The sequence below is a fragment of the Mesorhizobium sp. WSM4823 genome (assembly GCF_055811195.1).
In genome coordinates, this window is sequence record NZ_JBVVQL010000005.1 from 100104 (window position 1) to 121941 (window position 21838).

At 60.2% G+C, this 21838-nt stretch carries 20 protein-coding genes; 13 read left to right on the plus strand and 7 right to left on the minus strand.

Going from position 1 to position 21838, the window contains the following annotated elements; translation table 11 throughout:
* Positions 1-37: 37 nt before the first annotated feature.
* From AC0L26_RS15295 to AC0L26_RS15310, 4 genes are all read left to right on the plus strand, one after another.
* The gene (locus AC0L26_RS15295) at positions 38-1633 is read left to right on the plus strand and encodes an ABC transporter substrate-binding protein (protein ID WP_473633288.1); all 1596 of its coding nucleotides are present in this window, start codon (positions 38-40) and stop codon (positions 1631-1633) included.
* Positions 1634-1764: 131 nt separating this feature from the next.
* Positions 1765-2700 carry an ABC transporter permease gene (locus tag AC0L26_RS15300; protein WP_473633289.1) on the plus strand — a complete coding sequence of 312 codons (936 nt, stop codon included), beginning with the start codon at positions 1765-1767 and terminating at the stop codon, positions 2698-2700.
* A gap of 7 nt (positions 2701-2707) precedes the next feature.
* Entirely contained in the window at positions 2708-3592 is an 885-nt protein-coding gene (locus AC0L26_RS15305) for an ABC transporter permease (protein WP_473633290.1), read from the plus strand.
* Positions 3579-5213 (plus strand): ABC transporter ATP-binding protein, encoded by a 1635-nt coding sequence (locus AC0L26_RS15310; protein ID WP_473633291.1) that lies wholly within the window; start codon positions 3579-3581, stop codon positions 5211-5213. Before AC0L26_RS15305 ends, AC0L26_RS15310 begins: the two co-directional genes overlap by 14 nt.
* Positions 5214-5363: 150 nt before the next feature.
* Here the strand turns inward: AC0L26_RS15310 and AC0L26_RS15315 are convergent, their stop codons facing one another.
* The 5 genes from AC0L26_RS15315 to AC0L26_RS15335 form a co-directional block, all read right to left on the minus strand.
* Positions 5364-6563: a mandelate racemase/muconate lactonizing enzyme family protein gene (locus AC0L26_RS15315; RefSeq protein ID WP_473633292.1), complete on the minus strand. Its 1200-nt coding sequence runs from the start codon at positions 6561-6563 to the stop codon at positions 5364-5366.
* A gap of 31 nt (positions 6564-6594) precedes the next feature.
* Complete coding sequence (locus tag AC0L26_RS15320; protein WP_473633293.1) at positions 6595-6921, minus strand: NIPSNAP family protein; 327 nt, start codon at positions 6919-6921, stop codon at positions 6595-6597.
* Between the two features lie 102 nt (positions 6922-7023).
* Positions 7024-8382: a mandelate racemase/muconate lactonizing enzyme family protein gene (locus AC0L26_RS15325; RefSeq protein ID WP_473633294.1), complete on the minus strand. Its 1359-nt coding sequence runs from the start codon at positions 8380-8382 to the stop codon at positions 7024-7026.
* A 65-nt stretch (positions 8383-8447) separates the two neighbouring features.
* Positions 8448-9614 carry a mandelate racemase/muconate lactonizing enzyme family protein gene (locus tag AC0L26_RS15330; RefSeq protein WP_473633295.1) on the minus strand — a complete coding sequence of 389 codons (1167 nt, stop codon included), beginning with the start codon at positions 9612-9614 and terminating at the stop codon, positions 8448-8450.
* 54 nt (positions 9615-9668) lie between these two features.
* On the minus strand, positions 9669-10379 hold the full coding sequence (locus AC0L26_RS15335) for a GntR family transcriptional regulator (RefSeq protein ID WP_352931706.1): 711 nt from the start codon (positions 10377-10379) through the stop codon (positions 9669-9671).
* A 212-nt stretch (positions 10380-10591) separates the two neighbouring features.
* On the opposite strand from AC0L26_RS15335, the gene AC0L26_RS15340 reads away from it, so the two are divergent.
* From AC0L26_RS15340 to AC0L26_RS15370, 7 genes are all read left to right on the plus strand, one after another.
* A complete protein-coding gene (locus AC0L26_RS15340) occupies positions 10592-12070 on the plus strand; it encodes an ABC transporter substrate-binding protein (RefSeq protein WP_473633296.1) in 1479 nt (492 codons plus the stop codon).
* Positions 12071-12147: 77 nt separating this feature from the next.
* Positions 12148-13107: a carbohydrate ABC transporter permease gene (locus AC0L26_RS15345; RefSeq protein WP_473633297.1), complete on the plus strand. Its 960-nt coding sequence runs from the start codon at positions 12148-12150 to the stop codon at positions 13105-13107.
* Positions 13104-13994 (plus strand): carbohydrate ABC transporter permease, encoded by an 891-nt coding sequence (locus AC0L26_RS15350; RefSeq protein WP_473633298.1) that lies wholly within the window; start codon positions 13104-13106, stop codon positions 13992-13994. The genes AC0L26_RS15345 and AC0L26_RS15350 overlap by 4 nt, the downstream gene beginning before the upstream one ends.
* Positions 13995-14004: 10 nt before the next feature.
* The gene (locus AC0L26_RS15355) at positions 14005-15102 is read left to right on the plus strand and encodes an ABC transporter ATP-binding protein (protein WP_473633299.1); all 1098 of its coding nucleotides are present in this window, start codon (positions 14005-14007) and stop codon (positions 15100-15102) included.
* 32 nt (positions 15103-15134) lie between these two features.
* Positions 15135-16298 (plus strand): mandelate racemase/muconate lactonizing enzyme family protein, encoded by a 1164-nt coding sequence (locus AC0L26_RS15360; RefSeq protein WP_473633300.1) that lies wholly within the window; start codon positions 15135-15137, stop codon positions 16296-16298.
* Between the two features lie 23 nt (positions 16299-16321).
* Entirely contained in the window at positions 16322-17071 is a 750-nt protein-coding gene (locus AC0L26_RS15365) for a ribonuclease activity regulator RraA (RefSeq protein ID WP_473633301.1), read from the plus strand.
* Positions 17072-17320: 249 nt separating this feature from the next.
* Positions 17321-17851 (plus strand): dihydrofolate reductase family protein, encoded by a 531-nt coding sequence (locus tag AC0L26_RS15370; RefSeq protein WP_473633302.1) that lies wholly within the window; start codon positions 17321-17323, stop codon positions 17849-17851.
* A gap of 233 nt (positions 17852-18084) precedes the next feature.
* On the opposite strand, the gene AC0L26_RS15375 is transcribed toward AC0L26_RS15370, so the two are convergent.
* Both AC0L26_RS15375 and AC0L26_RS15380 read right to left on the minus strand, forming a co-directional pair.
* Entirely contained in the window at positions 18085-18540 is a 456-nt protein-coding gene (locus AC0L26_RS15375) for a BA14K family protein (protein WP_473633303.1), read from the minus strand.
* Positions 18541-18940: 400 nt separating this feature from the next.
* On the minus strand, positions 18941-19243 hold the full coding sequence (locus AC0L26_RS15380; protein WP_473633304.1) for a DUF982 domain-containing protein: 303 nt from the start codon (positions 19241-19243) through the stop codon (positions 18941-18943).
* 461 nt (positions 19244-19704) lie between these two features.
* Here AC0L26_RS15380 and AC0L26_RS15385 point away from each other — a divergent pair, with 461 nt between their 5' ends.
* Positions 19705-20496 carry a DUF1236 domain-containing protein gene (locus AC0L26_RS15385; RefSeq protein ID WP_473633305.1) on the plus strand — a complete coding sequence of 264 codons (792 nt, stop codon included), beginning with the start codon at positions 19705-19707 and terminating at the stop codon, positions 20494-20496.
* A gap of 820 nt (positions 20497-21316) precedes the next feature.
* Positions 21317-21820, plus strand: coding sequence for a hypothetical protein (locus AC0L26_RS15390; protein WP_473633306.1), 504 nt, complete (start codon positions 21317-21319; stop codon positions 21818-21820).
* The last annotated feature ends 18 nt before the right edge of the window (positions 21821-21838 follow it).

Below are 21838 nucleotides of genomic sequence, written 5' to 3' on the forward strand. Positions count from 1 at the left end.
CCGGCAAAAAGGGGAACAGGCGTTTCGAGGAGAAACCATGTCTGAATTCAGCTATTGGGCCGAGCGCTTCAAGAAGGGTCAAATCTCACGCCGTGAATTTCTCGGACGCTCCGCTGCATTCGCTGCCGCTGTCGGGCTGGGCCCCACGTCATTTGCGAATTTTGCGCTCGCAGAGGAGCCCAAGAAAGGCGGATCGGCGCGCTTCGGCATGTCCGACGCCTCGCAGAACGATACGCTCGACCCGGGCACTTGGCCGGCGAGCTTTGCCCAGGCAGCCTTCAACGGCTCGCTGTGCAACAACCTGACCGAGATCGCGCCCGACGGCAGCATCATCGGTGATCTCGCCGAAAGCTTCGAGCCAAATGACGGCGCCACCAAATGGCTGTTCAAGCTACGCAAGGGCATCACATTCCATGACGGCAAGAGCCTGACCGTCGAGGACGTCCAGGAATCCTTTCGCCATCATATGGGCGAAAAATCCACCTCCGGCGCCAAGTCGATCCTGTCGCAGGTCGCCAGCATCGACAAGGACGGCGATGGCAACGTGGTGTTCGCGCTGAAATCTGGCAGCGCCGATTTCCCCTATCTGGTCGCCGACTATCATCTGTCGATCATGCAGGCGAAGCCGGAGGGCGGCATCGACTGGCAAAAAGGCGTCGGTACCGGCAGCTTCAAGCTGGAGGATTTCGAGCCAGGCACATCGATCAAGATGACCCGTAATCCTAACTATCACAAGGACAACAAACCTTATCTCGACGAGTTCGAGTTCATCAGCATCGTCGATCCCACCGCACGCACCAACGCGTTCGTCACCGGTGAGGTCGACTTCATGAACGATCTCGAGGTGAAGAATATGCCGCTGGTCGAGCGCAACGCAGATCTGGAAATACAGCGCGTGCCGAGCCTGCGTCACTTCACCTTCGACATGGACACCTCGGTCGCGCCGTTCGACAATGTCGACGTACGCTTGGCGATGAAATACGCGCTCGACCGCGACGATATCCTGCGCAAGGTGTTCCTGGGCGAAGGCAAGAAGGGCAACGACACGCCCGTCGCCTCCGCCATGCCGTTCTACAAGGACCCGCAGCCACAATTCGACTACAACATCGAGAAAGCTAAGGAACATCTCAAGAAGGCCGGCCTAACGTCCATCGACGTCGATCTGTCGGTTTCCGAAGCGGCATTCCCGGGCTGCATAGACGCGGCCGTGCTCTACAAGGAGCAAGCCGCGAAGGCCGGCATCAACATCAACATCATCCGCGAGGCCGACGATGGCTATTGGGAAAACGTCTGGCTGAAGAAGCCGTTCAGCGGCGTGGACTGGTATGGCCGCGCGACATGCGACTGGCTGTTCTCGACCGTTCTGGCCGCCGACGCGCCCTGGAACAGCACGCACTGGAAGAACCCCCGCTTCAACGAGTTGCTGATTGCAGCCCGCGCCGAGACGGACCAGGCCAAGCGTGCCGCGCAATACGGCGAGATGCAGCAGATCGTGCATGACGATGGCGGCATGATCACGCTTGCCTTCGTCAATTGGAACTACGGCCTGTCGAAGAAACTCGGCCACGGAACCATCGGCGGCATCTTCCCGTGCGATAATCTGCGCATGACCGAGCGCTGGTGGATGGTCTAGTCTTGTGCCGAAGGTGGGCTGGCGCCTTCCAGCTCGCCTTCGGCGTCTGGGCGCACCGGATGCGGCAGCAAGGCCGCATACTCCCCTTTGAAAGGACCACCGTGAATTCGACCAGACATCCGGTAACGCGAATGCTTTTGCAAAGGATGGCGCTTGGCTTCCTAAGCCTTGTGATCGTGTCGTTGGTGATCTTCCTGGCCGTCAGCATGCTGCCCGGCGATTTTGCGACCGCGATTCTCGGTCGTTCGGCAACGCCCGAGACCGTGGCGGCGTTTCGCGAGCAGCTCGGTCTCAATCTGCCGTGGTACCAGCGCTATCTGTCGTGGCTTGGTCACGCTCTGACCGGTGATTTCGGACAGTCCTTCTCGTCGCGGCCGGTAGGCCGCATCATCGGGCCGCGCCTCCTCAACACATTGTACCTGGCGGCACTGACAGCGCTGATCGCGGTGCCTTTGGCCATTGCCCTTGGCATCGTCGCCGCACTCTACCGCAATCGCTTCCTCGACCGCCTGCTCAGCGCATCGAGCATCGCATCGATCTCCATCCCGGAATTCTTCTTCGCCTACATCATCATGCTGGTCTTCGCGATCAACCTGCACTGGTTTCCGTCGCTGTCGAGCATCCGACCGTCAATGCATCTAGGTGACCAGCTCATGCGCATGGTGCTGCCCGTGCTGACGCTAACGCTTGTCATCCTGGCGCATATGATGCGCAACACGCGTGCCGCGATCATCAGCGTGATGTCGCGCCCTTTCATCGAAATGGCGCAGCTCAAGGGCGAATCCGCCGCTCGCGTGGTGGTGGGGCACGCGCTCCCCAACGTCGTCGGGCCGATCGCCAGCGTGGTTGCGCTGAACCTCGCCTATCTGATCGCCGGCGTCGTGGTGATAGAGGTGGTGTTCGTCTATCCCGGCATCGGCCAGACCATGGTGGACGCGGTGCGTAATCGCGACATCCCGGTCATCCAGGCCTGCGCGCTGATCTTTTCGGTCACCTACATTCTGCTCAACCTGATTGCCGACATCATTTCGATCGTCAGCAATCCAAGGCTCCTCCATCCGCGCTGAGATTGACATGGCATTGTCCGACACCCAGCGTCCCGACCGGGCGGAAGGCTTTCTCGCCAAGGCCAGGCGCCGTCTGCGCCGTGCGCCGCCGACGGCATGGTTCGGCATAGCGGTGCTCGCCATCTACCTTGCCGCGGCAGTGTTCGCGCCGCTGATCGCGCCCTATGGCGAGTATCAAGTCGTGTCGGAAACGCCGTTCGAGCAATGGAGCAGCCAGTTCGTCTTCGGCACCGACCAATTGGGACGCGACCTGTTCAGCCGTTTGATTTTCGGCGCGCGTAATTCGATCGGTATCGCCTTTGTCACCACGCTGCTGGCCTTCGTCATCGGCGGTAGTCTCGGCATCATAGCAGCCGCGTTGCGCGGCGTGGCGGACCAGGTGCTCAGCCGCTTCGTCGACTCGGTCATGTCCATCCCCGACCTCATCTTCACGCTGATGCTGCTGGCAATCTTCGGCTCCAGCGTGCTCAACCTGGTGCTGATCATCGCGGTGATCGATTCCACACGGGTCTTCCGCCTGTCACGCGCGGCGGCACTCAACGTGGTGACGTTGGAATTCGTCGAGGCCGCCCACGCCAGGGGCGAGAAACTACCCTGGATCGTCACCCAAGAAATCCTGCCCAACATATTGCCGGTGCTGATCTCCGAATTCGGCATGCGGTTCTGTTTCGTCTTCCTGGCCATTGCCGCGCTGTCCTTCCTAGGCGTCGGCCTTCAGCCGCCCATGGCCGAGTGGGGCTCGATGGTGCGCGACAACGCCGCTTTGATCAGCAGCGGCGACATCACACCGCTCATCCCGGCGGCGGCCATCGCGCTGCTGACGGTCGCCGTCAATTTCGTTGCAGACTGGTTTTTGAATGAATCAAGTGGTCTTTCCGATGACGAGCGCTAGTCGGCCCGCCGGCGCCGACAGCAGAGTCCTGACGGTCTCCGACCTCCGCATCGAGGCGAAGGTTGGCGGCGTCTGGTCGGAGATCGTCAAAGGCATCAGTTTTAGTTTGAAACGCGGCGAAGTGCTGGGGCTGGTCGGAGAGTCAGGGGCCGGCAAGTCGACGATCGGGCTTGCCGCCCTTGGTTATGTACGTCAGGGGTGCCGCATCAAATCGGGCAGCGTCATCTTCGACGGCCAAAACATCCTGGACTTGCCGGAGACTAGCCAACGCCGCCTTCGAGGCGTTCGCATAGCTTATGTCGCGCAGAGCGCCGCGGCATCTTTTAATCCAGCCATCCGCCTGATCGATCAGATCGTGGAAGCCGCCGTCTCGCGCGGCGGCCAGCGTCGGCTGGAAGCCGAGACCAATGCACGTGCCCTGTTTCGGGCGCTGCAACTGCCGGACCCCGACCATTTCGGCAGGCGCTATCCGCATCAGGTCTCGGGCGGGCAGCTGCAGCGCGCCATGGTCGTCATGGCCATGATCTGCAAACCGGATCTGATCATATTCGACGAACCAACGACGGCGCTCGACGTGACCACCCAGGTCGAGGTCCTGGTCTCGATCAGAGAGGCGATCCAGCAGTTCGGCGTTGCCGCCCTCTACATCACCCACGATCTGGCGGTCGTCGCGCAGATGGCAGACCGGATCATGGTTCTGCGCCATGGCGAGGCGGTCGAGGAGGGTCTGGCCTCGAAGATGCTGACGCAGCCGGAACATCCCTATACGAAGTCGCTCTGGGCCGTTCACGACATTCCTATGTCGGCAAGATCCGAGGCGCCGGAGCTTTTGCGGATCGATCGCCTTAGTGCATCCTACGGTTCATTTCAGGTATTGCGTGACGTGTCCGTAGTGGTCGGCCATGGCCAGACGGTTGCGGTGGTCGGGGAATCCGGATCCGGCAAGTCGACGCTTGGCCGCATTATCGCAGGTCTGATGGCGCCTGAAGGCGGTTTACTTTCGTTCAAAGGCGAGCCGTGCGCACCGCTCGTGCGCCAGCGGTCCAAGGACACGCTGCGCAAAATCCAGATCATCTACCAGTCGGCCGAGACGGCACTGAACCCCCGTCAAACAGTGCGAAAGATCATCGGCCGGCCGCTGAAATTCTATCATGGTCTGTCCGGCGCGGCACGGACACAGCGCATCGTCGAGCTGCTGAAGACGGTAGAGCTCGACGCCTCCTACATTGACAGGCTGCCCGCCCAGCTGTCGGGCGGCCAACGCCAACGCATCGCTATTGCGCGGGCGCTGGCTGCCGAGCCGGAACTGATCGTCTGCGACGAGATCACATCGGCGCTTGACCAGATTGTACAGGCTGAAATCTTGAAGATGCTGGTCTTCCTGCAGCAGAGATTGGGCGTGTCCTATCTCTTCATTACCCACGATCTCGCCACGGTGCGCGCCATTGCCGACGATGTCGTCGTCATGCACCAGGGTACGGTGGTCGAACAGGGACCCAAGGACGAGGTGCTGGCGCCGCCGTACAAGCCCTATACTGAACTCTTGCTGGCATCGGTACCCGAAATGGCCGCTGGCTGGCTCGACAATGTCATTGCGGCCCGTCGGCTTCGCGAGAACTAAACGGAAAGCCACACCGGCCGAGCGACAATGCCGGGCCGCGCCGATTTATCCGCGTGACCAGTAGCAAGGCAATGTCGAGCTCAAGCACGACACGATTGCATCTGGACCGCTGATGCCGCGGTCTGGCAGATCGCGGTGCTTGACGCCCAATCAGTCGAAGAACCCGGCGTCCTCTTCCAGCAGATACTTCTTGGCGCCTTTGGCGTCGATGTCGAGGCCGAGCCCGGGAGCTTCGAGCAGATCGATCATCGAATCCTTCACGACCTGCTCAGGCAGGCCAATGACGATGTCGTTCCACCACGGGTCCGAAGCGCTGGGATATTCGAATGCGACGTAATTGGCGGGCAACGTGGCACAGACGTTGATCAGCGCGCCGAGGCCGAGCAGGCCGTTCGCCGTGCCGTGCGGCGCCATCAGGATCGAGTGCATATAGGCGTGCTCGGCCACCCATTTGAGCTCGGCTATGCCACCGATATCGGCAGGATCGGGACCAATGACGCGCACCGCCTGCGTCTCGATCAGCTCCTTGAAATTGTGCCTGAGGTAGATCTGCTCGCCGGTATGGATTGGCGTCGAGGTGGAGGTGGTCAACTCCCGATAGGCCTGCGGATTGACCCATGGCACATAGTCGCCGGTCAGCATGTCCTCGAGCCACATCAAATTATATTTCTCGACCGCGCGAGCAAACTTGATCGCATCCGGCAGCATCCAGCCCGGGCCGCAGTCGAGCGCCAGGCTGACCTTGTCGCCCAGCACTTCCTTCATTGCGATAACGCAGTCGAGCATGTGATTGAAACCGCGCTCGCTGATCATGCCCTGATCCATGGCGCCGTGATAACCTGCCTTCTTCTGCGTCACGCCGTAATGGAAGCCCTCGATAGTATCCTTCATGTTGGAGTGGAACGAGATTCCTTGCTTGACCATGAAGAAGTTCTGAGGCTGCTCCATCATCCATTTGACATCAGCGGCGTAGTCCTCCGGCCGGTCGCCGGTGCGTTTCTGACGGATCGAGCCGTTGTAAACGCGCACCTTGTCGCGCACCTTGCCGCCGAGCAGTTTGTAGGCCGGCACGCCTGCAGCCTTTCCGGCAATGTCCCATAGCGCATGCTCGATAGCGCTCACCGCCGCGCCATAGGGCTTGAAAGAGCCGCGTTGGCGGATCTTCAGCATCACCCGCTCGACGTCGGTGGGGTCCTCGCCGATCAGGGCCTCGCGGAAATGCAGCACCCAAGGCTTGAGGTAGGGCTTGGTGTACTCGACCTCGCCCAGGCCATAGAGGCCCTCGTCGGTGACGATGCGGACGATCGGGTGCTTGCCTATCACAGCGCAGCGCAGGTCGGTGATCTTCATGGCGCAGTCCTATTTCACAGACGAGGCAGTCCTATTTCACAGACGAGAAAGCTGTCGGCGTGAGCAGCTGGCTGCTGATATTGGCAATGATCTGCCCGTCGCGCTCAGACTCGTCCCAGGCCCGGTGCCATGCCGGATCGGTGACGAAAGCCGCCCATTTCGCCTCACGCTCGGCCAGCGATTCCCAGGCGAGGAAATAGGTGAGGCGATTGCTGTTTTCGCCGATCGCCGTGGTGAAAAACCCTGCTTGGCGGATGCCATGCCTCTCCCAGATGGCCAGCGTTTGGTCGGAAAAGCGCTTGAGCAAAGCCGGCAGCCTGCCCGGCAGGCAGTCATAGATCCGCAGTTCGTAGATCATGGTTTCGTCCGTTTCTTTCTTCGCCTCTCCATCGGGAGAGGTCGACACGAATGGTCGGTCGTTGGCTCCGTGAGCGTGGGGAATGAGGGAAGGGGGTCAGGGCTAACTCCAAGTCCGGTCCCAGCTATATTCATTGTCCCAATGCTCGGTGGATTGCCATATCCCCGTGACACCCGGCTGCAGATGCCGCGAGATCACCTCGTCGACGACGTCGTCGATCCCCAGGCCCGGCTTGTCCGGAACAGTGATAAAGCCGTCCTGCACGAGCGGCTTGGGAACGCCGGTGACGATATCGTCCCACCAGTCGACATCGGCGGAGTGGTATTCGAGCGCCATGAAGTTTTCGGTAGCAGTGGCGACATGTGCGGCGGCCATTGCGGCGATCGGGCTTTCCGCCATATGGATGGCCATGGCGACGCCGTGGTCCTGCGCCATGTCGCCGATCTTCTTGGTCTCGAGGATGCCGCCGCTGGTGAGCAGGTCCGGGTGGATGACGGAGAGGCAGCCGCTCTTGAGCAGGGGTTCGAATGCCTCCTTGAGGTAGATGTCCTCACCCGTGCAGATGGGCACGGTCGTAGCCTGCTGCAACTGCCGATACTGCTCGGTGTATTGCCAGGGAATCACATCCTCCAGCCAGGCAGGAACATATTTCTCGACGCGGCGCGACAGGCGTATGCCGTCTTGCAGCGAGATGTGACCGACATGGTCGATGGCGAGCGGAATCTCGTATCCGATGACCTCGCGGACTTCGTGGATATACTGCTCGAGCAAATCAATCCCCTTTTCGGTGAAATGCAGCCCCGTGAACGGGTGCTGCACGTTCTGCATATCGTAGGCGAGATTGCGCGCCTTGCGCTCATCGAGCGCGCCGCCACGGCCGCGTGGATTGGCGTGAAACCCTTCGAGCGCGCCGGCGGGCGCGGCCACGGCGCCCGGGACATGGGCGATCTGCATCAAACCCAGGTCCATCTTGAGGAAGGTGAAACCGCGGTCCATGCGCTCCTTGAGGCGCTTTCCGGTTTCGGTGCCGCTCGGTTTTTCGGCGTCGGTATCGCAATAGACACGCACCTTGTCGCGGAATCGTCCCCCGAGCATCTGGTAGATCGGCACGCCATAGGCCTTGCCGGCGAGATCCCACAACGCGATTTCCACCGCGGAGACGCCGCCGCCTTGCCGGCCGTGCCCGCCGAACTGCTTGATACGGCGAAACAGGCGATCGATGTCGCAAGGGTTCTCGCCGAGCAACCGGCTCTTCAGCATCAGCGCATAGGTCGCGCTGGCGCCGTCGCGCACTTCGCCCAGGCCGACAATACCCTGGTTGGTGTAGATCTTGATGAGCGCCGAGGTGAACGGCGCACCGACGATTTCGGCTACCCGCATATCGGTGATGCGAAGGTCGGACGGCTTGGAGTTGGTGTTCACCCGATTGAGTGCCTCGTCGGCACTACCCGTCTTTGGCATGGCTTGTCCTCGTTCTGGGTCGGCGGGGCTTGCCGCCCCGCGCGTTGGGCCGGCATAGAGCGTTGCTAGCTCAGCTCGATCTCGTGGGCCTGCAGGTAGTCGCGGTCCATCTCAATACCGAGACCGGGCCTCGACGTCAGCTTCAGGCTGCCGTTCGAAATATCGAGTGGTCTGTCGATGAGGTGATCGTATTTGGCCAGGTTCCACTCCGACGTTTCGAGCTTGTAGAAGTTGGGAACAGTCATCATCACCTGCGCTCCCGCAACCACGTTGATCGGCCCAGCGGCGTCATGCGGCGAGACCGGGATGTAGTAGGCTTCGCATAGGGCGGAAATCTTCTTGAGTTCGGTAATGCCGCCGGTCCAGGTCACGTCAGGCATGATGTAGTCAGCGAGCTTGTTCTCGAGTACCGGAACGAAATCCCATTTCGTGTGGCCGCGCTCGCCCCACGAGATCGCGGCACTGACCTTCTCACGCACCTGCTTGAGTGCGTTAAGGCTCTCGGGCGGACAGGGCTCCTCAAACCAGTCGATCTGGCCGGCTTCCTCGAGGCTCCGACAGAGGCGAATGGCGGTGGGAACGTCGAAGCGGCCATGTGCATCGATGAGAATGTCGATGTCAGGCCCTGCCGTTTCGCGGATCAGCGCCGTGAGTTCGGCCGCTTCGCGCTCGTCCTTGCGGGTCATGCTGCCATCGAGGTAACCGTCCCGCTGTTCGCGGGACAGGCCATCGGCGGTGCGGCCCTGGTGGGGGAAAGGATCGAACTTGAGCGCAGTGTGTCCGGACTCGACGATATCCAAAATTTCGCGGACCACAGCCTCCTTGCTGGTGAATTTGGCCTGGTTGGGATGGGTGTAGAGTGCGATTTCATCGCGCACCGGTCCGCCCAGCAACTCGTAGATCGGCTTACCCAAGACTTTGCCCCGGATATCCCAGAGGGCTATATCGATGGCGCTCACGCATTCGACGGCGGCGCCGCGGCTGCCCATGTAGGTGAAGCTGCGGAAAATCTTGTGCCAGAGACGCTCGATATGAGCTGGATTCTCGCCTGTCACGTCGACGCCGATCTGCCGCAGGATCGTGCACAGGGCGCGGTTGGCGAGCTTTGTAGTGGTGGTGATCTCTCCCCAGCCACTTACCCCCTCATCGGTCGTCACTTCGACGAACAGGAACTCTCCCCAATAGGAAGCATCGGACTTGATCAGCCACGGCCGAATGCTCGTGATTTTCATCTCAACTACCTTTTTCAGACACGGTCGGGCTAACGATGTTCTGGACTGGACATTCTACCCAGCCCGAGCGGCGTTGCGCGCACGCATCTGTTCGAGAATATGCCGGCCCGAACCCTCGACATGGCGAGAAACGAGTTCGGCCGCCTTGTCGGCCTCTCCCGCCTTTACGAGCGCGATGAGTTCGCGGTGCTCGCGAATGATCGCGGCCCGCCGTGCAAGCGTGAAATTGAAACGCCGGCTCACGGCTCGCAGCACTTCGCGATGCTTCCACCAAAGTTCGGCGGCATGGCGGTTATAGTGCCGCTGGTACATCACGGTGTGGAAAGCCGTATCCAGCTCGCTGTGTCTGAACGTATCGGCGAAGTTGTTCTCTTCGATCAGGCCTTGGAGACGTTCGAGCTCGGCGATGTCCTCGCCGGTCGCCATATTCACAAACCATCGCGTCAGGGCCGGCTCGATCAGAACACCGATCTCATAGATATCCCGGACAAAATCCTGATCTATGGGTCGGACGCGCGCCCCGCGGTTGGGGAGAAAGATGACAAACCCCTCCCCGCGCAAGAGCTGCAGGGCCTCGCGCACGGGGTTGGTCGAGGTGCCGTGACGCCGGGCGAGATCGGTGACCACAAGCCGTTCGTTGGCGGCGAGCCGTCCTTCGATGATGTCTTCCCTAATCAGTTCGTAAACTGAGGCGCCCTCGCTGGAGGCCCCTATGGGGTCAATCTCCGCCGGTGGCTTGGCTTTAAAATCACTTGTTTCGGCCAATGCCGGCTCCCCTATTCAGTACATACTCTGCCCGATATCACACACGGTTTCCGCAAACAATGTACGATCCTATGCGTTGACAGGCAATCCACGATCTGAAAACGTACAAGGCGATCGAAGGGATACATAGAATAGGGAGGCGTCCCGCGGTCGAATGAGCTAGGCCGCTTTGCTTCAACGCAGGGCGGCATGGAGAACCAGGGAGGATACCTATGACGAGGATTACGCTCGGCAGTGCGGTCCTGCGCGGCACTGTCGCCACTGCTTTGATGGCATCGCTGATGTCCACATCCGCACTCGGTGCGCCGCCGGTCGACCTGAGCAAGTGGTCGCCAGAATATGTGCGCTCCATTGCCGGCACACAGGATTTTGACACGGCAGCCGATTGCGCCAAGGTCACCCCGCTCGACTACAAGGGACGACTGACTTTCTGGTATCAGGGCGTGTTCGAGGGCGACCCCGACCTCCTGCGCCAGTACTACAAGGAATTCTTCGAGACCTTCCGCAAAACCTATCCGAACATCCAGCTCGAGGAACAAGCCCTCACCTATAACGACCTTCTCGACAAGTTCCGCACGGCGCTCCTGGGCAATGCCGCGCCGATGGCGGTCCGCTTGCAAATCCTGGGTGGTACCGAGTTCGCGTCAAAGGGCTATCTGGAACCGCTCAAACCCGAGGATGTCGGCTATTCGACCGATGATTTCTGGCCCGGCGCCATGAAGGCCGTAACCTGGGAGGACGTAACCTACGGCATTCCGACCAACAACGAGACGATGGCGTTCATCTGGAACGCCGACATCTTCAAGCGGGCGGGCCTCGATCCGGACAAGCCGCCGGCAACCTGGGACGATGTCGTCAAATATTCCAAGCAGATCCACGACAAGCTCGGCATTGCCGGCTACGGCCTCGTGGCTCGCAAGAATGCCGGCAATACGCCGTACCGTTTCATGCCACAGCTATGGGCTTATGGCGGCGGCGTCTTCGACGAAGCCACCGCGAACCCGACCTATGAGGAGGTCCAGCTCGGCAGCCCGCAGAGCAAGGCAGCGCTGCAAGCCTCGTACGACATGTACGTTCGCGACAAGTCGGTTCCGGTTTCGGCACTCACCAACCAGCAGGCCGATAACCAGCCCCTGTTCGTCGCCGGCCAGCTTGGCATGATGATCTCGCACCCATCGGACTACGACGTGATGCTCGACCTGCAGAAGAAGGCGACGGGCGCCGACAAGGACAAGGCGCAGACCGTCATCGACAACATGCGCTACGGCCTGATTCCGACTGGCCCCGACGGCAAGCGCGCCGTCGTGTTCGGCGGCTCGAACATTCACATCCTAAAGCCCGAATATGTCGAGGGCGGCAAGGTAGACGAGCCGGCTGCAAAGGCTATCATCTGCATGTGGACGAGCCCTGAATGGTCGCTGAAGATGGCCTACGCCGGCTCGAACCCGGGCAACCTTAACGGCTTCAAGACCAAATGGATGAAGGAACGCCTCGACAACATCGAGTTCCTCGATGTCACGACCTCGATGCTGCCATATGGCATCCCGTTCCCAGCGCTGCCGCAATCCCCCGAGATCATGAACATCATCGTCCCGGACATGCTGCAGAATGCCCTAACCGGAGCGATGACCGTCGACCAGGCAGCAGACGACGCGGCCCAGAGGGTCAAAGATCTGATGGGCGGACTCTAGTCCAAGCCTGACCTGCGATCTGGCCGGCTGCGCCGATAATGCAGCCGGCTCGTTCCGAAGAACGAGGGCACGCCACAGTGACGATCGTGACCGGCAAGGCCGAGGCTCGCCGAATATTGCAACCCGGTAAATCCGGCCTGTTGCGGAAGATATGGGAGCATCGCGCCGACTACGCGTACGTGCTCCCTGCGATCGCCGTGATGCTCATCGTCATCGCCTATCCGATCTACTACACGATCGAACTGTCGTTCTTTAAGACGCCGCCCGGCCTACAGCTCCGCGACAAAACCTTTATCGGCTTCGACAACTACACGACCATCCTCGCCAGTCGCGTGTTCTGGAAAGTCACCTGGAACACTCTGATCTGGACACTGGGATCCACCCTGATCTCCTTTGTCCTGGGGTTTGCCGCTGCGCTGGCGCTCCACCGCGATTTTATCGGCCGTGGTGTCCTGCGCGCCATCCTGATCGTTCCCTGGGTCATCAGCGCGGTCGCCGCCTCCTATATCTGGAGGTGGATCTACCATTCGGACTTCGGGATCATCGGCGCAGTGCTGGTCGGCCTCGGATTGGCCGAGCGGCCGCCGAATTTCATCGACAGCGTCAGCACGGTGCTGCCATCCCTGATCGTCGTCAATATCTGGCGCGAGTTTCCATTTGCCATGATCATGATGATGGCCGGCCTGCAGACAGTCCCCGAACAGTTGCTGAGCGCCGCAAAAGTCGACGGAGCCAGTGCATGGCAGCGCTTCTGGCACGTCACCTTCCCGCATTTGCGCAACGTCTCGACAGTGACGATCCTGCTGCTCGCGGTGGCCAACTTCAATTCCTTCATCATCCCCTGGATCATGACCGGCGGCGGACCGTCGAACGCATCGCATATCTGGATCACCCACATTTATGAGCTCGCCTTCGGCCGACAGCTCTGGGGCGTGGCATCGGCCTATTCGGTGCTCCTGTTCCTCATCCTGATGACGCTGGGCTACTTCTACGTCCGTGCGCTTAGCGGCAACGAGCGGAAAGAAGGGAGCGCATGAGCACGATTGCCGAAACAGCCACTCGAGGCCAGACCCGGCGCCGCATGCGCGTCGACGGATGGCGGTGGGCCGGGCGCATCTTCCTCGTTTTCATGCTGCTTTACACCGCGTTGCCGATGATCTGGATGCTGATCACTTCGATCAAGTCTGGGTTCGCGGCGATGCAGTTCCCGCCGCAATGGTGGCCGGACCAGCCTACCCTCGCCAGCTATCAAAAGCTGCTCGATCCGCAGAACAGCGTCGGTCAGGACTTCCTCCGCTTCTTCTGGAACAGCCTTTTCGTGTCGACAGTCACGACAATCCTTTCGGTGATCGTGGCTGTCCCTGCGGCCTATGCGTTTTCGCGCTTCAGTTTCCCCGGCCGAAACTTCCTGTTCTTCTCGGTGCTGCTGCGCAACATGTTCCCGGCGGTGATCTTTCTCGTGCCGCTCTTCATTTTGATGCGCGTGCTGGGGCTGGTGAACACGCATGGCTCGCTGGTCCTCACCTATCTCACCTTCGGCCTGCCGCTGGCGATCTGGCTGCTCAAGGGCTTCTACGACAACATCCCGGTGCAGCTCGAGCAGGCGGCGCGCATCGATGGCGCAACGCGGTTCCAGGCCTTTATCCTGATCGTGATGCCGCTCTCGACGCCGGGGATCATCGCCACCGCGATCTATTCATTCATCGGCGCGTGGAACGAGTACATCTACGCCTACACCTTCCTCTCCAAGAACGAACAGCTGACCCTGCCGGTCGGCATCCAGCGCTTCTTCTCGGAAAACACGACGGACTTTCCGGGCCTGATGGCGGCCAGCTTCATGATGAGCGTGCCCGTCGTGGTGCTGTTCCTCGTCCTGCAACGATACTTCGTACGCGCCCTCACAGAAGGCGCGGTCAAGCATTAGGGAGTTGCCGATGGCCCACGTGGTCCTCAAAGATCTCGTCAAGACCTATGGCAGCTTCAAAGCCGTCAACGACGTTTCGTTGACGGTCAATGACGGCGAATTCGTTGCGCTCGTCGGCCCTTCAGGCTGCGGCAAGACGACCACGCTCAATCTCGTCGCGGGGCTGATCCCGATCACATCGGGCGACATCGTTATCGGGGAACGAGTGGTCAACGACCTCGACCCCAAGGACCGGGACATCGCAATGGTATTCCAGAACTACGCGCTCTACCCGCAGAAATCGGTCTACAAGAACCTGGCGTTCCCGTTGCAGATGCGCAAACTGCCCAGGGACGAGATTGACAAGAAGGTCAAGGAAGCGGCGCGAGTGCTCGACATGACGCACTTGCTCGAGCGCAAGCCGCGCGAACTTTCGGGCGGGCAGCAGCAGCGCGTGGCCCTGGGCCGTGCCCTTGTCCGCGACCCCGCCGTGTTCCTGATGGACGAGCCGCTCTCTAACCTCGATGCCAAACTGCGCGTGCAGATGCGGTCCGAAATAAAGCGGTTCCATCAGGACCTGAAGGCGACGATCATCTATGTAACGCACGACCAGCTCGAGGCCGTGACCATGGCAGACAGGATGGCGGTGATGAACGGCGGCTACCTGCAGCAATACGATTCGCCGGCGCAGGTTTTCGCCCATCCCGTGAACATGTTTGTCGCGAGCTTCATTGGCAGCCCGGCGATGAGCCTTATTCCGCTGGAGGCATCGACGGCAAACGGCAACACCGTGTTGACCAGCGCGGAAGGCTGGCGCCTCGAGCTGTCGCAACTCAACGCGCGCAAGGTCCAGAGGGCGACGACCAAGAAGGTTGTGCTCGGAGCGCGACACTCGACGATCAAGCTGCACAACAGCGCGGTCCCCGGTGCGATTCCGGCCAAGGCCTTTACGGTCGAACCAACCGGAGACGTCACCTTCGTGCAGGCGTTCCTCTCCGGCGCCATCGTCAACATCAGCGTGCCCCCCAACATCGCCGTCGCACCTGACGAACAGATCTGGCTCGAGTTCGATCAGGAGCGGATGCATCTGTTCGACGGCGAAACTGAAATGGCCCTCAAGGCCAACTGAGATAGGGCGGCGCGCGTGGGACGTGGGCGTGGATGACTGAGAAACTTAAGATCACCGCGATCAAGCCCTATCCAGTGTGGGTAGGAACGCGCAACCAGATGCTCGTCAAGGTCGAGACCGACCAAGGCATCTACGGCTGGGGCGAGAGCGGCCTGAGCGGTCGCGAGAAGGCGGTGGCCGGCGCGATCGAGCACTATCGCGAGTTCCTCATCGGCCGCGACCCGATGCAGATTGGCCGGATCTGGCAGGAGGTTTATCGCAGCCAGTATTTCGAGGGCGGGCGAGTTCTGCAGGCGGCGATTTCCGCCATCGACATCGCCCTTCACGACATCAAGGGCAAGGCATTGGGGGTGCCTATCTACGAGTTGCTGGGCGGCAAGCAGCGCGACCGCGTGCCCACCTTCGCCTCGACCGGAGACGAGGCCGAGGGGGATGTTGCCATCGAACGAGCCCGCGAACTCCGCGCGCAAGGGTGGCAGGCGATCCGCTTCTTCCCCATCGGGCAAAACGGCAGGGACATCTTCGAGCCGCGCGAGTCGATCGGCGCTACCGCGAGCATGCTGAACAAGGCGCGCGAGGCGCTGGGCGACGACGTCGTCCTCGGCATCGACTATCATCATCGGCTGTCGGTGGCGGAGGCGGCGAGCTTCTGCAACAAGCTCGGTCGCGGCGTGCTCGATTTCCTCGAGGAGCCAATACGGGACGAGACACCGGAGGCCTATGAATCCCTGCGCACGATGACCGACATCCCCTTTGCCATCGGCGAGGAATTTGCCAGCAAGTGGCAGTTCCTGCCCTATATCGAACGCGGCATTCACCAGTTCAACCGGCTCGATGTTTGCAATGTCGGCGGGCTGACCGAGGCGATGAAAGTCGCTGGCTGGAGTGAAGCGCATTACGTCGACCTGATGCCGCACAATCCGCTTGGCCCGGTGTGCACGGCCGCGACCATGCATCTCGCCGCCGCGGTCGCCAACTTCGCGTGGCTCGAGACCAGGGCGCCCGAAAGAAAGCTGGGCTTCGACAATTCCGATTTTTTCCCGGTGCAACCACAACTCGATGGCGCCGATTATCCGATCGGTGACCTGCCAGGGCTCGGCGTCGAGGTCAACGAAGAGGCGATCCAGGCGCAGAGCTTTCGTTTCTGGGAAGCGCCTCACCTCAAGCGCCGCGACGGTTCTGTTACGAACTGGTAGTTTTCTTTCAACCGGAGTCCACGATGACACATGCTCCTGACATCACGCGGCCACCAAAAAATCTGATCGACGCGCTACGGGAGATCGGCGCCGCGACGGTTGCCGGCACGCTTGGCCACATGGGTTTCCGCAATCCGCACATGGTCGGACCGGTGGCTCAGAACCACGGGAAGTCGATCGTCGGGCCGGCGCTGACGCTACAGTTCCTGCCGCAGCGGCCGGACCTCTTCAGCGAGGGAGAATATGCCGATCCAGAGACGCAGTTGCATCGGCACGTTCTTTATCACGCGCAGGAGGGCGATGTGGTCGTAGTCGACGCGCGCGGCGACATGAGCTCGGGCGTTTTCGGCGATATGATGTCGACGTATTTCAAGGGCAGAGGCGGCGCGGGTATCGTCATCGACGGGTGCATGCGCGACCGGCCCAACGTTGAAAAGCTCGATCTGCCTCTATGGCTGCGCGGCTGGACGCCAAATTATCATGTGCAGACCAGCATCTATCCCAATGCCGTCAACGTTCCGATTGCCTGCGGCGGTGTCACGGTGATCCCCGGCGACATCATCGTCGCCGACGATGATGGCGCGGTGGTGCTACCCGTCGCAATGGCTGCAAAGGTGATCGAAGAATCACAGAAGCATCACGACTGGGAGGAGTTCTCGCGAGTGAAGCTCATGGGGGGCGGGTCGTTGCAGCGCTATTATCCGCTGCATGACGATGCCCGCGGGGAGTACGAGGAGTGGCGCAAAACAAACCGCTTGGAGAACCCGAATTAGCGCAGCATTACCCTGCGGCGGGCAGCAAACCTTCAGGCGTCTACGCGAAAAAGCGGAGTCCTGTGCGGAGACCTAAGTGGCGAGATCATCAAAGCGGCGCGATCCCTAATGGCGAACTCGGCGCGGCCTGATGGCGTTCATCGCACTCTAAAACCAATTGCGATATAAAATCAGTCGATCTAGCTTGCGACCGATTGCACAAGGCAATCAGAACTGCACGGATATGCCGCATAAGGAAAGGAAGTGGGTATGGCTAAGCTCGTGTTCGGAATGAACCAGTCCCTGGACGGCTACGTCGACCATATGGCGTTTGCGCCAAGCCCCCTGCTCTTCCGCCACTTCATCGAGGAGGCTCAGGGGCAGGCAGGCAGTGTGTACGGTCGTCAAATGTATGAGATCATGCGGTATTGGGACGACGATCATCCTGAGTGGGATGCAGATCGACACGCCTTCGCGGCAGCGTGGCGGAGCCAGCCGAAATGGGTCGTCTCGCGCTCGTTGAAATCCGTCGGGTCCAACGCTACGCTTGTTGACGGTGATCTCGAGGGCGCGATCCGCGAGCTGAAGGCCGAGCGCGCCGGCGAGATCGAAGTTGCCGGCCCGGACCTGGCACGAAGCCTCACGGAACTCGGCCTGATCGATGAGTATCGCATCTACCTGCATCCCGTCGTGCTTGGCCACGGCACGCCGTATTTCGCCGGACCCCGGCCGCCGCTCCGGCTCATGACTAATGATCGGATTGGCGAGGACGTGATCAGGTTGACCTACGTCCCTGCTTGATCTGGGCAAATTGGCAGCCTGGGAGAACGGCTTTGTGCCCAAACACCGCCGATTCTTCAACGCATGGCTTGTTGAAAGTCACCGGAAAAGACGAGCGCCATCCTTCCGTTCCTAATTTATTCCCCTTGCCCCGACCTGAGAAACCGTCCGAAGCGGGTTCCGGGGATGCGGTCGGTCAACATGAAAGCCCGCGCCGTTGCCGGCACGGGCTTTTCAACATTCGGCGCGCCAGATCAGTAGGGCGAATTGCACTGCTGACGAGGTCCGTAATTGGGCTGGAACGTATTGTCTGAAGCGCGATAGCTCCGGTAGCGGTCGTAGCACCACTCCACATGGGCGTCGCCTCGATTGACACGGTTCTGGTTGTTGTTGGCGATCGCACTGCCGATCACCGCGCCGGTCGCGAAAGCAGCCAGCGGGAACCAGTAGTCGCCATGACGGCGATAGCCGCGACGGTATTTACGATAGCCGCGATGGCCGTTCCAATGCGAGCCATCGTGGCGCGAAAACCTGCGGCTTTTGTGGTTGTGACGCTTCACCCACCGATTATTATCAACTTTCTGCACATCAATCGAAACGGACGGGGCTTGCGGAAAGAATACCTGAGCTGCGTCCGCAGGCACTGCTGTGATGGCCGCGAACGACACCGAAAACGCGGCCGCCAGCAAACCCGACATGATCTTGTTCATGATTTCTCCGTCATCGAAAGTTGAGACTCAGTTCCCTAAAGCGAATGTTGCAGGTCACCGTACTATTTCGTCCCAATTTTTCAAAGACAAAAACCGCGAAAATAGCTTAACCTTGATAAAGTGGGGAGTATGGTCAATCGCGATTTAATCCACTTTACTATAGCCTCGTAATGCACGACCTCTCGTCCGGCACTACAGCCGCCACGCGATAGGCTAGCGCGCCGACAGGACATGTCGATCTGCGGCTACTGCGGACAGGAGCGGCGAATTTCCGCGATCACCTCACCAATCCGGCGAACTTCTTTTTAGCGGCCAGTTCCATGCCGCTTTGCCGGCGCCAGCCTGGGCAACCCACTTCCCCGCCCCCTGTGGCGCCGGCCTCTTTCGCTGGGTACCTCGGTCAGGCCGACAGGCCTCCGCGGCCGGCTTTCGGTGCCGTCATCCAGGGCATAGCTGCAGAGACGTCCTCGAAGATCCTGGCCGATCTGGCGAAGCCGGCGAAAGCTTCGCGCGCAACTGAAATGGGAACTTGGCCATCATAGGCGCGCTGACAAGCTCGCAACGCCGTGTCAAAGATTGGCCCTCTGCGATTCCTAGGCCATTCCTCCAGAAACTCGAAAGCATCAGCCAAGCATCCGATTTCCTCCACCATAAACTCGCCATTTCTGACGAAAACAGGCCGGTCGAAAGTCCTGCCGTTCATTAGAACCTCCATTCAACTGAACGAGTGTTTGAGCTTTTATGAGAGCCGTGAGCGACGGCTGCGGGAAATATGTGAAGAGCACTTTTTGCTGTCAAGGAAGACGGTCAATTCGGGAACGAAGCGCGACTTTCGAAGACCACCCGTCGGCACCATTCGTGGCGTGCCCGACAACGGCAGAAAGCCCGCGCCCTCCGGGAGAGGACGCGGGCTGATCGGCGCCACCGATCTTGCAGCATCTGTATGAGGGGACAATACCATGCTGCTCGCGTTAAACTTTTGTCGCAGGACAGTGTTCCATCCTGAGGGGAAAAAATCGCGGCCTCAGGTTCGAGATTGGCCACGATAAATTCCCCTCAACCAGGAAACGTGCACCCTGCCCCGCCCGGTCAATTCACCTGGAACTAAATTTCCTGGAGGTGGTTTCCCTTCTGAAGGGACAGACTTTTCGAAGGAGATATCTCGTGAAAAAAGTTCTGATCACCAGTATGCTGGCCATCGGCGTTGGCTGTGGAGCAGCACTCGCTCAGGAACAGCAGCCGGCCGAAAGCCAATCGGGCGCCGGCACCAGTTGCGCACCAGGCTCAGCCGATTGTGCTAGCGGTTCGTCAATGGGTAAACAGACCCAGGGCGAGACCGGTACTGCGACCGAGGAGCAGGCTCAAGGCAAGGCGAAGATGCGGACCGATGAGCAAGCGCAGGGCGAGGCTGGCGCCACCACCGACCAGCAGGCTCAGGACAAGGCAAAGGTCCAGACCGAGCAGCAGACCCAGGGCGAGACTGGCGCCACAACCGAGCAACAGGCTCAGGACAAGGCAAAGGTCCAGACCGAGCAGCAGACCCAGGGCGAGACTGGCGCCACAACCGAGCAGCAGGCCCAGGACAAGGCGAAGAGCCGGACTGAGCAGCAGACCCAAGGCGAGGCCGGCACCACCACCGAGCAGCAGACCCAGGGCAAGACCTCCACTCAGCAGGATGAAACTTCGACCGGCTCGATCGAGAACGTGACCGTTGAACAGAAAACGGAAATCACTCAGATCCTGAAGGAGGAGAAGGTCGAACCGGTTTCCGACGTTGATTTTGACATCTCGGTGGGCATCGAAGTCCCGCGTGAAAAGGTCAGATTGCGTCGTCTGCCACCGCGAATCGTCAAGATCGTTCCGGCTTACGAGTCCTACGAGTATTTCATGCTGGCTGATGGCCGCATCGTGATCGTCGACCCGGATACGCTCAAGATTGTCCTTATTCTGACCTAACGCGCTCGTTCGGCGCGAGGGGTCCGCCGCCGTGCGGACCCCTTTAACATTCATCGATCAAAGTTGGAGAGCAGTTCCCATTCATCGAACGGCGACGGCCATTTACGTCGCCAGCACGCCGATGTTTCGAGCCGGCGGGGCTTCTAGTGTGTGAGGACCGCCCTTCATGTCCCAAAATGCCCGAGAATAGGACTTCGGTCTGCTCGCTGGCCGACCATGGGCTGGCGCAGGCAGTGCTTTGGTCCGGAATTGCTGTCGCAAAAGCCTGAGGTGGAGGTTTTTCCAGGAACCGACTTCCCGCAGGCGCCGTTGCGGTGCCAACCTCCGTAACAGGAGGCTGCAATGGGACCCAGCATTCACCAGGCACGTTGGCTGCTTGTTCCGGTATTGGCTTGATGTTCGGGGTCGCAGCCATCGGACTTGTTATCGGCTGATGGAGCCGATCAATGAAGGCAACACACTTGCGCAGTAATGAGTCCCTTCCTGCGCTAGCGAGACCCACCAGTTTCTCCCCTGAGACTGGTGGGTCTTGACACAGCCTGCTGATGACGGAAGCGTGATAAACGGTGCAAGGCACAAAAGATTGGCTTGGGATTGGCTCGGGCGAATCGAAACAGCAGGGCATAACGCCGTCCAAGCCGTAACGGTTAGAGGATATTCTAACGTGCTATTGGCAAGCTCATCGATCACAGACGCGACACGGTCGCAACAGACATGGCCGCAACAGACATGGCTGCAACGCTTGAGGCTTCGTGAGACAAGAGTTCCCGCCAGGTCGCCACGACGGCTTCGCATCGCCATATGCCTCGCTGCATCGACCTTGATTCTCGTCGTGAGCCCCTACCGCCTGGCGCTAAACGGCCTGTCGCCGACGCTCAGTCTGCACGCCGCCTTCGCAAAGAATGGTGGCAACGGGAATTCCGGAAGCTCTGGAAACGGCGGGAATTCTGGAAACTCGGGGAATTCTGGAAACGATGGTAATTCTGGAAATGCTGGGAATTCCGGGAAATCCAACTCCGGTGGTAACGCGGGCAAGGGCAAATCAAAATCGCCGAAGGACAATTCCCCAAAAAATGCGGCTACCGCCCCCGAAAACGCGGTCACTGCGGTAAACCCCGGCAGCAAGCCAAAACTGTATATCAACGCGGCCACTGGAGATCGGATCGAGGTGCATGGGCCAAGCGTTGGTGTGGTGCATTCCAACGGGCTCAGCGAGCGCATCGACGGTAGCCATTATGAAATGCGGGATGCCAGGGGCCGCACCATCATCCGGCGCCAGGCAACGAACTCCGATCGGGCAAGGCTGCTCGCCATGATCGAGTGACGACCAGTTCACAAGCCA